This window comes from Streptomyces antimicrobicus (assembly GCF_020532625.1).
Lineage (GTDB): Bacteria > Actinomycetota > Actinomycetes > Streptomycetales > Streptomycetaceae > Streptomyces > Streptomyces antimicrobicus.
The window spans coordinates 22,201-34,137 of the sequence record NZ_JAJAUY010000061.1 but is presented as its reverse complement, the minus strand read 5'-3'; the positions used below and the strand labels follow the sequence as shown (position 1 = coordinate 34,137).

The 11,937-nt window shown below is 74.1% G+C and carries 12 protein-coding genes; 11 read left to right on the top strand and 1 reads right to left on the bottom strand.

Going from position 1 to position 11,937, the window contains the following annotated elements; genetic code table 11:
* The 5 genes from LG632_RS16940 to LG632_RS30575 form a co-directional block, all read left to right on the top strand.
* A partial coding sequence (locus LG632_RS16940; protein ID WP_374203498.1) for a type II secretion system F family protein occupies nt 1–386 on the top strand: 386 nt, incomplete at its 5' end.
* Nucleotides 386–1,153 carry a type II secretion system F family protein gene (locus tag LG632_RS16935; protein WP_226728151.1) on the top strand — a complete coding sequence of 256 codons (768 nt, stop codon included), beginning with the start codon at nt 386–388 and terminating at the stop codon, nt 1,151–1,153. The genes LG632_RS16940 and LG632_RS16935, both read left to right, overlap by 1 nt.
* Before the next feature lie 56 nt (nt 1,154–1,209).
* On the top strand, nt 1,210–1,425 hold the full coding sequence (locus LG632_RS16930) for a DUF4244 domain-containing protein (RefSeq protein ID WP_226728150.1): 216 nt from the start codon (nt 1,210–1,212) through the stop codon (nt 1,423–1,425).
* Nucleotides 1,412–1,777 (top strand): TadE family type IV pilus minor pilin, encoded by a 366-nt coding sequence (locus LG632_RS16925; protein ID WP_226728149.1) that lies wholly within the window; start codon nt 1,412–1,414, stop codon nt 1,775–1,777. Before LG632_RS16930 ends, LG632_RS16925 begins: the two co-directional genes overlap by 14 nt.
* Complete coding sequence (locus tag LG632_RS30575) at nt 1,669–2,703, top strand: Rv3654c family TadE-like protein (RefSeq protein ID WP_308108587.1); 1,035 nt, start codon at nt 1,669–1,671, stop codon at nt 2,701–2,703. The genes LG632_RS16925 and LG632_RS30575 overlap by 109 nt, the downstream gene beginning before the upstream one ends.
* Before the next feature lie 491 nt (nt 2,704–3,194).
* Here LG632_RS30575 and sftH read toward each other — a convergent pair whose 3' ends face one another.
* Nucleotides 3,195–5,654: a DEAD/DEAH box helicase gene (gene sftH, locus LG632_RS16915; RefSeq protein WP_226728148.1), complete on the bottom strand. Its 2,460-nt coding sequence runs from the start codon at nt 5,652–5,654 to the stop codon at nt 3,195–3,197.
* An 81-nt stretch (nt 5,655–5,735) separates the two neighbouring features.
* On the opposite strand from sftH, the gene bldG reads away from it, so the two are divergent.
* From bldG to LG632_RS16885, 6 genes are all read left to right on the top strand, one after another.
* Nucleotides 5,736–6,077 (top strand): anti-sigma factor antagonist BldG, encoded by a 342-nt coding sequence (gene bldG, locus LG632_RS16910; RefSeq protein WP_125647807.1) that lies wholly within the window; start codon nt 5,736–5,738, stop codon nt 6,075–6,077.
* An 85-nt stretch (nt 6,078–6,162) separates the two neighbouring features.
* On the top strand, nt 6,163–6,603 hold the full coding sequence (locus LG632_RS16905) for an ATP-binding protein (RefSeq protein WP_226728147.1): 441 nt from the start codon (nt 6,163–6,165) through the stop codon (nt 6,601–6,603).
* Between the two features lie 247 nt (nt 6,604–6,850).
* Nucleotides 6,851–9,235, top strand: coding sequence for a sodium-translocating pyrophosphatase (locus LG632_RS16900; protein ID WP_226728146.1), 2,385 nt, complete (start codon nt 6,851–6,853; stop codon nt 9,233–9,235).
* Nucleotides 9,236–9,365: 130 nt separating this feature from the next.
* Entirely contained in the window at nt 9,366–9,929 is a 564-nt protein-coding gene (locus LG632_RS16895) for a small secreted protein (RefSeq protein ID WP_226728145.1), read from the top strand.
* Nucleotides 9,930–10,047: 118 nt separating this feature from the next.
* Nucleotides 10,048–11,583: a DUF7059 domain-containing protein gene (locus tag LG632_RS16890; RefSeq protein ID WP_226728144.1), complete on the top strand. Its 1,536-nt coding sequence runs from the start codon at nt 10,048–10,050 to the stop codon at nt 11,581–11,583.
* A gap of 120 nt (nt 11,584–11,703) precedes the next feature.
* Nucleotides 11,704–11,901 carry a hypothetical protein gene (locus tag LG632_RS16885; protein WP_226728143.1) on the top strand — a complete coding sequence of 66 codons (198 nt, stop codon included), beginning with the start codon at nt 11,704–11,706 and terminating at the stop codon, nt 11,899–11,901.
* The last annotated feature ends 36 nt before the right edge of the window (nt 11,902–11,937 follow it).

Sequence of the window (11,937 nt, the reverse complement as noted above, 5' to 3'; positions counted from 1 at the left end):
TCGGCGGGGACGTGGCCGGGGCGCTGCGGCTGGCGGCGCGCGAGCCGGGGGCGGAGGGGCTGGCCGGGATGGCGGCCTGCTGGCGGGTGTCGGTGGACGGGGGCGGCGCCCTGGCCTCCGGTCTGGAACGGCTGGAAGGGGCGTTACGGGCCGAACGGGACCGGGAGGAGTCGCTACGGGCCCAGCTGGCCGGGGCCCGGTCGACGGCGGTGGTGCTCGCGGTGCTGCCGGTGGTCGGGCTGCTGATGGGGACGGCCCTGGGCGCGGATCCGCTGCGCGTGCTGCTGCACACCCCGCTGGGGCTGGGCTGCCTGGTGGTGGGCGGGCTGCTGGAGGTGCTGGGGCTGTTGTGGTGCCTGCGGATCGTGCGGGCGGGTGAGCGGTGATGGACGGATCCGTCATCCACAGGCTGGGGACGACGCTCGGCGCCGCGGCCGTCCTGCTGTGCCTCGGCGGGTGGATCGCCGCCCGCGTCCGGCGGCGCGCCCTGCGGCGCAGGCTCATGGTCCTCCTCGCGCGGGAGCCGGACCGCAGGCGGCCGCTCGTCGGACCCCGGGTACGGGCGGCGTCGGCGGCCTGGGCCGTGCCGGCGGGTGCGTTCGTCGCGGGCTGGGTGCTCCTCGGCGGGCCGCTCGGGGTGGCGGCGGCGGTGCTGACCGGTGTGTGGCTGCGCCGGCGGCGGCCCCGGGTGCGGGCGCCCGATCCGGGGGAGGCGGAGCGTCAGCTCCCGTTCGCCGCCGACCTGGTGGCGGCCTGCCTGGCCGCGGGGGCCGGGCCGGTGGAGGCGGCCGAGGTGGTCGGGGAGTCGCTGGGCGGCCCGGTGGGTGAGCGGCTGCTGCTGGCCGGGGCGGAGCTGCGGCTCGGGGGCGAACCGGGGGCGGCGTGGGGGCGGTTGGCGCAGGTGCCGGGTGCCCGGCCCCTCGCCGAGTGCCTGAACCGGGCCGCGCGGACCGGGGCGCCGGTCGCGGAGCCGGTCTCCCGGGTGGCGGCGGGGCTGCGGGCGGAGCGCGCGCGGCGGTCCACCGCCCGGGCGCAGCGGGCGGCGGTGCTCGTCACCGCCCCGGTGGGGCTGTGTTTCCTGCCCGCCTTTCTCGCGGTCGGAGTCGCTCCCGTGGTGATCGGAATGGCGTCCTCGCTGCTCGGCGGGACGTGAATTCGGATCAAGGAATGAAAGTGCGTCAAGAACACGAAACGACAAGGAGATCCGTCATGAAGATCCTGTTTTCCCCGCGGTCCTGTGGTGCCCGTGTTGCGCGTGTGTGGAGGGCGCGTCGGACGGACGCCGGGATGTCCACCTCGGAATACGCCATGGGCACGATCGCGGCCTGTGCATTCGCGGCCGTTCTGTACAAGGTGGTGACGAGTGACGTGGTTTCCACGGCGCTTCAGTCGACCATCGGAAAGGCACTCGATGTGCCCTTCTGAACGGCGCGGCGACCGCGGGTACGCGACCGCGGAGGCGGCGATGGTGATCCCGGCCCTGGTGCTGTTCGCGGCGCTTCTGGTGTGGGCGCTGATGGCGGCCGCCGCGCAGATCCGGTGCGTGGACGCGGCCCGGGCCGGGGCCCGGGCGGCGGCCCGCTCCGAGCCGCCCGAGGTGGTGCTGGCAGCCGCCAGGTCGGCCGCGCCCGAGGGGGCCCGGGTGGCGGTGGAGCGGACGGGGGACCTGTGGCGGGTGCGGGTGGCCGCGCCCGCGCCGGGCCCCAGGGCCCTGTCCGTACGGCTGGGCGCCCAGGCCGTGGCGCTCGCCGAGGACGCCGGGGAGGGACAGCCGTGAGCCGGGACCGGGGCTCGGCCACGGTGTGGGCGGCCCTGGTGACCACCGTGCTGGGGGCAGTCTTCGGCGGGGTGCTGCTCCTGGGCCAGGCCGTGGTCGCCCGGCACCGGGCGGCGGCCGCCGCCGACCTGTCCGCCCTGGCCGCCGCGCGCTCCTGGGCGCGGGGTCCGCGGGCCGCGTGCGCGGTGGCGCTCCGGGTGGCCCGCGCCCAGGACGCCACGCTCACCGCCTGCACGGTCGGCGGCGAGAACGCCGAGGTCACCGCCCGCGCGGCCACCGGCCCCTTCACCCCACCGATCCGCTCCCGAGCGGGGCCACCCCCGGAGCCGACCGCGGAGCCGACAGCTGAGGCGGCCCTGGGTGCCAGGGCGGACGGGACGCACGCGCGCGGGCCCATCCCCGGGCCGGCACCCGAGGCTGCCCGAGAACCGCCCGCGGGGGAGGCTGCCCGAGAAGCGCCTACGGGGGAGGCTGCCCGAGAGCGGACCGCCGGGAGGCCGGCCACCGGCTCCGTCGGCGGGCTGACCAGCGGGGTCCTCCCCGAGCCGCTCACCCGGCCTGTCGGCGAGGTGGTCACCGGATCCGCCCGCCAGCCCGGCAGCGGGTCCGCCGGCGAGCCCGCCAGCGGGTCCGCCGGCGAGCCCGCCAGCGGGTCCGCCGGCGAGCCCGCCAGCGGGGCGGTCCCCCGGCCTTGCGATCCGGTCTCGGGGCCGCGGGGCTGGCCCGCCAGCGGGTCAGCCCCCCGAGACCGGTTCCGGGGCCGAGACCGGTCCCGGGGCCGCGGGAGCCGCCATGGGCGGCACCGGCCCAGCCCCCTCCAGGCGCGTCGACGGTGCCGCCCGCGAGCCACTGGCGGGGCCTGGTTCGGGGCGCCTTCTCAGCCCGTTCGCGGGACCGCTGGCGGATCCGGCCGTGGGGGGACCTAAGCCGGACCTGGGACTCCTGGCGGAGCCCGCCGCGGGCCCCGCGGACGTGGCGTGGGCCCGCTGCCTGAGCCGCCCGGCATGCGGCGGGGCCTGGCCCCCGCGTGGCCCTGGGGCGCGGGGGGACGACCCCGGGCGCGGCTGGGTGGCGCACGGGGCGCCCGTGCGGGCGCTGACGGGGCCGGTGGCTCGGGTGGCGCCCGGGCCACCCGGGGTGCCCCGTGGTGCCACCGGCGGCCTGGTCGCCACTCCGGAGCCGGTCACGCCACCCGTGGCGTCACCGGCGGCCGGGTCGCCACGCCTGGTGCCACCGGGGGCTGGGCCGCCACCCGTGGGTGTCACCGGCGGAGCCGGTCGTGGGGAGGTCGCCCGGGTGCCTGACGTGGGGGCGGGGCGGGTCGGGCCCTCCGTGGGGGTGGCCGGGCCGGGCCGGCCCGGTGGCCGGGGCCGGGCCTCGCCGACGACCGAGCAGGCGGTGAGCGTGGCGGCCCGGGCTACGTCGGGGCCTCCGACAGGAGGCGGGTCAGGAGGCGGACCGCGCCTCGTTTGTGGAGGGGGTCGTTGCCGTTGCCGCACTTGGGGGACTGGATGCAGGACGGGCAGCCGGCCTCGCACTCGCAGGCGGCGATGGCGTCCCGGGTCGCGGTCAGCCACGGCCGGGCCGTGCCGAAGGCCCGCTCGGCGAAGCCGGCCCCGCCGGGGTGGCCGTCGTAGACGAAGACCGTCGGAAGGAGGGTGTCCGGATGGAGCGGCACGGAGACGCCGCCGATGTCCCAGCGGTCGCAGGTGGCGAAGAGCGGGAGGAGGCCGATGGAGGCGTGTTCGGCGGCGTGCAGGGCGCCGCCGAGGATCTCCGGGTGGATCCGGGCCTCGTCCAGTTGGTCCTCGGTGACCGTCCACCACACGGCCCGGGTGCGCAGCGTTCGCGGCGGCAGGTCCAGCTTGGTCTCGCCGAGCACCTCGCCGGTGATCAGCTTGCGCCGCAGGTAGGAGACGACCTGATTGGTGACCTCGACGGAGCCGAAGCACAGTCGCGCCGGCCCCCAGGCGACCTCGGTGTCGGTCTCCAGGACGGAGACGGAGGTGGTGTCGCGGGCGGTCGTGGAGAACGGCGGATCGGCCTCCTCCACCAGCGCCACGGGCCCGTGCGGGTCGTCGAGGTCCAGGTGCCGCACGAGATAGGTGCGGCCCTGGTGGAGGTGGACGGCGCCGTCGTGGACGGCGGTGTGCGCGGCCGACTCCTCGACGGTGCCCAGCAGCCGCCCGGTGCCGGCCTCGACGATCTGCACCGGTCTGCCGCCGCCGCCCCGGATGTCGGCCAGGTCGGCGGCCCGCTCGCGGCGGGTCCAGTGCCAGGCGGTGGTGCGGCGGCGCAGCAGCCGCGCGGACTCCAGCTGGGGCATCAGGCCGGGCGCGGCCGGGCCGAACAGCGGCAGGTCGGCGTCGGTGAGCGGGAGCTCGGCGGCGGCCGCGCACAGGTGCGGGGCCAGGACGTAGGGGTTGTCCGGGTCCAGGACGGTGGCCTCCACGGGCCGCCGGAAGAGGGCCTCGGGGTGGTGGACCAGATAGGTGTCCAGCGGGTCGTCGCGGGCCACCAGCACGGCGAGGGCGCCCTGGCCGCCGCGCCCGGCCCGGCCCGCCTGCTGCCACAGCGAGGCCCGGGTGCCCGGGTAGCCGGCGATCAGGACGGCGTCCAGGCCCGAGACGTCCACGCCGAGCTCCAGGGCGGTGGTCGCGGCCAGACCCAGCAGTTCCCCGGAGTGCAGGGCCCGCTCCAGGGCCCGGCGCTCCTCGGGCAGATAGCCGCCCCGGTAGGCCGCGACCCGCCCGGGCAGCGACCGGTCGACGGCGGCCAGCCGGTCCTGGGCGATCACGGCGATCAGCTCGGCGCCCCGCCGGGAGCGGATGAACGCCACCGTACGGACGCCCTGGACGACCAGGTCGGTCAGCAGGTCGGCGGTCTCGGCGGTGGCGGTGCGGCGCACCGGGGCGCCGCGCTCGCCGTGCAGCTCGGTGAGCGGGGGTTCCCACAGGGCGAAGACCACCTCGCCGCGGGGCGAGGCGTCGTCCACGACCTCGGTGACGGGGACCCCGGTCAGCCGGGAGGCGGCGGCCGCCGGGTCGCCGGCGGTGGCCGAGGCCAGCAGGAAGACGGGGTCGGCGCCGTAGCGGGCGCACAGCCGCCGCAGCCGGCGCAGCACCTGGGCGACGTGCGAGCCGAACACCCCGCGGTAGGTGTGGCACTCGTCGATCACCACGTAGCGCAGGGCGCGCAGGAAGGAGGACCAGCGCGGGTGGGCCGGCAGTATCCCGCGGTGCAGCATGTCGGGGTTGGTGAGCACGTAGTTGGCGTACTGGCGCACCCACTCGCGTTCCTCGACCGGGGTGTCCCCGTCGTAGACCGCGGGGCGGACGGCGTTGCCGAGCGGCGCGGCGAGCCCCCGTACGGCCCGGCGCTGGTCAGCGGCCAGGGCCTTGGTCGGCGCGAGGTACAGCGCGGTGGCGCCCCTGCCGTTGGGGGCCTCGGCGCCGTCGGCGAGGGCGGTCAGGACGGGGGCGAGGTAGGCCAGCGACTTGCCCGAGGCGGTGCCGGTGGCGACGACCACCGACTCGCCGTCCAGGGCGTGCTCGGCGGCCCTGGCCTGGTGTTGCCACGGGTGTTCGATGCCGCACGCCTGGATGGCGGCCACCACGTCCGTACGGATGCGGTCGGGCCAGACTGCATGACGACCCGCCCGAGGGGGCAAGTGCTCCGTATGGGTGATGCGCGCAGACCGGGACGGCCCCCGTGACAGCCGGTCCAGAACGGTGCCGGGGGTGGGTCGTGAGTCCGCGGGCGCCTTGGGGTGACCGGGACGCTGAGTGTTGGCCATTGGAACCGAGTGTGTCACCGACGTCGGGGACAATGGACAGAAGGCGTCGTGCGCGCCTGTCGGTAAGTGATTGAATGCCATCGCGGCAGCCAATCCCTCCTCTACCTTCGGGTGGGGAGGCCCCTGGGGGGCGCCGCTCGATAGCAAGGTGCTGGAGGATCCGTGGACCTGTCCCTGTCGACTCGCACTGTCGGCGACCGAACGGTCGTCGAGGTCGGTGGCGAGATTGATGTGTATACCGCGCCGAAGCTGCGCGAGCAGTTGGTCGAGTTGGTGAACGACGGCAGCTACCACCTGGTGGTCGACATGGAGCGGGTGGACTTCCTCGACTCCACCGGCCTCGGCGTGCTGGTGGGCGGCCTGAAGAGGGTCCGCGCACACGAGGGATCGCTGCGTCTGGTGTGCAACCAGGAGCGCATCCTGAAGATCTTCCGCATCACCGGCCTCACCAAGGTGTTCCCGATCCACACGACGGTGGACGACGCCGTCGCGGCCACCGACTGACGGCTCCCGGAAGAAGGAGCGGGGCGCCGGGCCGGATCGGGCCCGGGCCCCCCGAAGGCACGCCTGTAGTCCGAGGGGGACGCGCATGGCCACCGTTGAACTCCGCTTCAGCGCCCAGCCCGAACACGTCCGCACGGCCCGCCTGGTGGCGGCCGCGGTGGCGCGCCGGGCCGGTGTGGAGGAGGCAGTGCTCGACGAGGTCAGGCTCGCCGTGGGCGAGGCCTGTTCGCGCGCCGTCGGACTGCACCGCAGCCACGGGCTCACCGACCCGGTCCGGGTCGTGCTGACCGAGGAGGAGAAGGTCTTCTCCATCGAGGTCGGCGACGGTGTGCCCGGACCGCCCGGCAGCGGCGACGAGACGGTGCCCGGGATGGCCGCCGTCCTGGACCCGGACGTCGACGGCGAGGACGAGATGGGCCTGGCCGTGATCAGCGGGCTGGTCGACGACGTCGAGGTGACCAGTGGTGAATCGGGCGGCGTCATCCGCATGCGATGGCCCACCGCGGGCGGCCAGGACCTCCCCTAGATCTTTGATCCCATCTTCTGATTCTTTTGAAAAGGCCCTGCTGAGCAGGGCCTTTTTCATGCCCGTAGATCAATTGAGCGGCCGTCAATGCTTTTGTCCCGTTACCGCTTTCGAGGGTAATGGAGTGACGCGATCTTTTGCTGAGGAGCAACAGCAGGCCAATTCCGTTTCCTGCGTACTGTTTTGATCAGGTGACGCTCCCTACAATCCGTCCACATCTTTGAGCTCATCACGTCAAGGAGGACGAATGACGGGGCTCTTCACCCCAACAGCCGGTGCGGTACTCACCGATGACAATCGGCTCATCGTGATCGTCATCGCGGCGGTCGCCGTAGCCGCTCTCGTCGTCGCGCAGATCCTGGTCCGCCAGGTGCTGTCCGCCGACGAGGGCACCGATTCCATGAAGCGGATCGCCGCGGCCGTCCAGGAAGGCGCCAACGCCTACCTGGCCCGGCAGCTGCGCACCCTCGGCATCTTCGCCGTGGTGGTCTTCTTCCTGCTCTTCCTGCTCCCCGCCGACACCTGGACGCAGCGGGCGGGACGTTCCGCCTTCTTCCTCGTGGGTGCCATCTTCTCGGCGATCACCGGCTACGTCGGCATGCGGCTGGCGGTCCGCGCCAACGTCCGCGTCGCGGCCGCCGCCCGCGAGGCCACGCCCGCCGAGGGCGAGCCCGCCAAGGACCTGACCGAGGTCTCCCACAAGGCCATGCGGATCGCCTTCCGCACCGGCGGTGTCGTCGGCATGTTCACCGTCGGCCTCGGCCTGCTCGGCGCCTCCTGCGTCGTCCTGGTCTACGCCGCGGACGCCCCCAAGGTGCTGGAGGGCTTCGGCCTCGGCGCCGCCCTCATCGCCATGTTCATGAGGGTCGGCGGCGGCATCTTCACCAAGGCCGCCGACGTCGGCGCCGACCTGGTCGGCAAGGTCGAACAGGGCATTCCGGAGGACGATCCGCGCAATGCCGCGACCATCGCCGACAATGTGGGCGACAACGTCGGCGACTGCGCGGGCATGGCCGCCGACCTCTTCGAGTCCTACGCGGTCACGCTCGTCGCCGCGCTCATCCTCGGCAAGGCGGCGTTCGGCGACCTGGGCCTGGCCTTCCCGCTGATCGTCCCCGCCATCGGTGTGATCACCGCGATGATCGGCATCTTCGCGGTCTCCCCGCGCCGCAGCGACCGCAGCGGGATGACCGCCATCAACCGCGGCTTCTTCATCTCCGCCGTGATCTCGCTGGTGCTGGTGGCGATCGCCGTCTTCGCCTACCTGCCGGCCACCTACAAGGAGCTCGTCGGCGTCGAGAACGCCGCGATCACCAGCCACTCCGGCGACCCGCGGATCCTCGCCCTGGTGGCCGTCGCCATCGGCATCGTGCTCGCCGCCCTGATCCAGCAGCTCACCGGCTACTTCACCGAGACCAACCGGCGTCCCGTCCGCGACATCGGCAAGTCCTCCCTGACCGGCCCCGCCACCGTGGTCCTCGCCGGCATCTCCGTGGGCCTGGAGTCGGCCGTCTACACGGCGCTGCTCATCGGCCTCGGCGTCTACGGCGCGTTCCTGCTCGGCGGTACGTCGATCATGCTGGCGCTGTTCGCGGTCGCCCTGGCCGGCACCGGCCTGCTCACCACCGTCGGTGTCATCGTCGCCATGGACACCTTCGGCCCGGTCTCCGACAACGCCCAGGGCATCGCCGAGATGTCCGGGGACGTCCAGGGCGCCGGCGCCCAGGTCCTCACCGACCTCGACGCCGTCGGGAACACCACCAAGGCCATCACCAAGGGCATCGCCATCGCCACCGCCGTGCTCGCCGCCGCCGCCCTGTTCGGCTCGTACAGCGACGCGATCGCCGGGGCCATCAAGGACGTCGGCGCCAAGGCCGGCGAGCTCAGCCTGAGCCTGGACATCGGCCAGCCCAACAACCTGGTCGGCCTGATCCTCGGCGCGGCCGTGGTCTTCCTGTTCTCCGGCCTCGCCATCAACGCCGTCTCCCGCTCGGCCGGCGCGGTGGTCTACGAGGTGCGCCGCCAGTTCCGCGAGCACCCCGGCATCATGGACTACTCCGAGAAGCCCGAGTACGGCCGCGTCGTGGACATCTGCACCAAGGACGCGCTGCGCGAGCTGGCCACGCCCGGCCTGCTCGCCGTGCTGGCGCCCATCGCCGTCGGCTTCACCCTCGGCGTCGGCGCGCTCGGCTCGTACCTGGCCGGCGCCATCGGCTGCGGCACCCTGATGGCGGTCTTCCTCGCCAACTCCGGTGGCGCGTGGGACAACGCCAAGAAGCTCGTCGAGGACGGCCACCACGGCGGCAAGGGCAGCGAGGCGCACGCCGCCACGGTCATCGGCGACACCGTCGGCGACCCGTTCAAGGACACCGCCGGCCCGGCCATCAACCCGCTGCTGAAGGTCATGAACCTGGTGGCCCTGCTGATCGCCCCGGCCGTCGTCCAGTTCAGCTACGGCGACCAGGCGAGCCCGGTGCTGCGGGGGATCGTCGCGGCCCTCGCGGTGGCGGTCGTCGTCGGCGCGGTGTACGTGTCGAAGAGGCGCGGCATCGCGGTCGGCGAGGACTCCGCCGGTGACGCCGCCGCGGAGCGGGTCGCGCAGCAGACGGACCCGGCCACCGCGGTCTCCTGACCGGGACCTTCCCGCTACGACGAAAGGCGGACAGGCGGCGCGCGGCGACGCGTCGTCAGTCCGCCTTTCTGCGCGCTCTGTCGAAGGGCGTGTATGTTCCGGGCCGAGAGCCTTGGAAGGGACCGAACCGGTGAACAAGAAGCTTGCGGCCGCAGCCTCCTGCTGTGCGGTGCTGATGCTCGTCCTGTCCGGCTGTGGTGACGACGGCGAGAACAAGACCGACGCGTGGGCCAAGAAGGTCTGCGACGGCTGGCAGCCGAACCTCAAGAAGATCGAGGACGCCAACGCCGAGATCAAGCGCGTCTCGACGGCCGACACCAAGTCCGAGGACGTGCAGAAGACCGACTCGGCGGCGTTCCAGCAGATCTCCGACGCCTACAAGTCGATGGCCGAAAGCCTCACCCAGGCCGGGGCCCCGCCCGTCAAGAACGGCGAGGCCACCCAGAGCGCCGCCGCCGACGGCTTCAACACCAGCTCCAAGGCGTACGCGGACCTCAAGGCGAAGATGGACGCGCTCGACCCCAAGGACCAGCGCAAGTTCGCGGACGACCTCAAGCCGATCGCGGAAGGCCTCAAGGACGCCGCCAAGGGCGCGGAGGAGGCCAGCGAGAAGCTCAAGTCCGGTGGCGTGTCCAAGGCGATGAACGCCCAGAAGGGCTGCCAGATGACGGTGCCGGCCCCCAGCAAGAGCTGACGGCCGCGGCGCGGCGGACGGAACCGGCCGGGGTGCGGCGGACGGAACCGGCCGGGGTTTTCCACAGGGCCCCGGCCGTGTCGTACGCATCATCGGTGGGGGCGGACACAATGGTCGGGTGAGTACCAGCACCCGCCTTCCGTCGCCCGACCACGCCGCCGAGCTCCGCGCGGCCCTGCTCGCCGCGGGCTTCACCGCCGACGGCCTGCTCGACCTGCTCGGCGCGCCCGCGTACGCCGCCCTGGCCCGCAGCGAGACCGTCCCCGCCCTGCGGGCCACCCGCGAGGACGGCCCGCTGGCGCTGCTGGTCCGGCTGTTCCTGCTCCAGCGGCCCGTGCCGTACGCCGCCTTGGCGGCGGAGCCGGGCGTGCTGCCGCTCGACCAGGCGCTGGCCGACGGCTGGCTGTCCCGGGAGGGCGACGAGGTCCGCGCCACCGTCGACGTCCGCCCGTACGGCGGCCCCGACGGCGAGGACTGGTTCATCGTGTCGGACCTCGGCTGCGCGGTCGGCGGGGCCGGCGGGATCAACCGGGGCGGGGACGCGGACACGTCCGTGGTGCTCGGCGTCGGCGGGGCGTCCACGACGCTGGCCGGGATCACGGTGCGGACCCCGGTCGGCTCGGCCCTCGATCTCGGCACCGGCTCGGGCATCCAGGCGCTCCACGCGGCCCAGCACGCCACCCGGGTCACCGCCACCGACGTCAACCCCAGGGCGCTGGGATTCACCCGGCTGACCCTGGCGCTGTCCGGCGCGCCCGAGGCGGAGCTGCTCACCGGCTCCCTGTTCGAGCCCGTGGGCGACGCCACGTACGACCTGATCGTGTCCAACCCGCCCTTCGTGATCTCCCCGGGCGCCCGGCTGACGTACCGGGACGGCGGGATGGGCGGCGACGACCTGTGCCGCACGCTGGTCCAGCAGGCCGGCGACCACCTCAACCCCGGCGGGTACGCGCAGTTCCTGGCGAACTGGCAGCACGTGGAGGGAGAGGACTGGAAGGACCGGCTCCGCTCCTGGGTGCCGCGCGGCTGCGACGCCTGGATCGTGCAGCGCGAGGTGCAGGACGTCACGCAGTACGCCGAGCTGTGGCTGCGCGACGCCGGCGACCACCGCACCGACCCCGCGGTCTACGCCGAGCACTACGAGGCCTGGTTGGAGGAGTTCGAGGCGCGCAAGACCAAGGCCGTCGGGTTCGGCTGGATCACCCTGCGCCGTACGGACGCGGAAGTCCCCTCGATCGTGGTGGAGGAGTGGCCGCACCCGGTCGAACAGCCGCTCGGCGAGACCGTGCGGGCGCACTTCGCCCGCCAGGACTTCCTGCGCGAGCACGACGACGCGGCCCTGCTGGCGGGCCGGTTCCGGCTGGTCGAGGAGGTCGTCCAGGAGCAGGTAGGCGCGCCGGGGGCGGAGGACCCCGAGCACGTGGTGCTCCGCCAGAACCGCGGGATGCGCAGGGCCACCAAGGTCGACACGGTCGGGGCGGGCTTCGCCGGGGTCTGCGACGGCTCGTTGACCGCCGGCCGGATCCTGGACGCCATCGCCCAGCTGGTCCAGGAGGACCCGGTGCTGCTGCGGGACCGTACGCCGGAGGCGATCCGGCTGCTGGTGGAGCAGGGCTTCCTGGAGCCCGCCGCGGCCGGCGAGTCCGTGATGTAACCCGCCGTTCTCCTGCCGTACCCCCGTGGCTGAAAGGCTTCCGCGCGGGGGAGCCGGTCGCGACGGCGGGGGGATCCTCCACCAGGATCGGCACGCGGCCCCGGGGGAAAGGGGAACGGCATGGAGGCTGGGCCTGCGATCTTCGCGGCGACGGTGTTCCTGCTGTTCGGGGCCGCCGTGCTGACCTGGACGGCGCTGCGCGTGGCGCACCGCGCGCCGGTCGCCGAAGGAGTCCGGCCGTCGGTGGCCGTCCCGCTGGCGGTGCTGGCTGGCGGACTCGCCTTGGTCCTGGGCGCCTGGTGCCTCACCCGGGTGTGAACCGGGGTCCGGACCGGGCTCCGAACCGGGCTCCGG

Bases quoted from the DNA above. Each gene is read 5' to 3' on its own strand.
- LG632_RS16935 (WP_226728151.1), top strand. From the start codon at position 386: ATGGACGGATCCGTCATCCACAGGCTGGGGACGACGCTCGGCGCCGCG.
- LG632_RS16930 (WP_226728150.1), top strand. From the start codon at position 1,210: ATGAAGATCCTGTTTTCCCCGCGGTCCTGTGGTGCCCGTGTTGCGCGT.
- LG632_RS16925 (WP_226728149.1), top strand. From the start codon at position 1,412: ATGTGCCCTTCTGAACGGCGCGGCGACCGCGGGTACGCGACCGCGGAG.
- sftH (WP_226728148.1), bottom strand. From the start codon at position 5,654: ATGGCATTCAATCACTTACCGACAGGCGCGCACGACGCCTTCTGTCCA.
- LG632_RS16905 (WP_226728147.1), top strand. From the start codon at position 6,163: ATGGCCACCGTTGAACTCCGCTTCAGCGCCCAGCCCGAACACGTCCGC.
- LG632_RS16900 (WP_226728146.1), top strand. From the start codon at position 6,851: ATGACGGGGCTCTTCACCCCAACAGCCGGTGCGGTACTCACCGATGAC.
- LG632_RS16885 (WP_226728143.1), top strand. From the start codon at position 11,704: ATGGAGGCTGGGCCTGCGATCTTCGCGGCGACGGTGTTCCTGCTGTTC.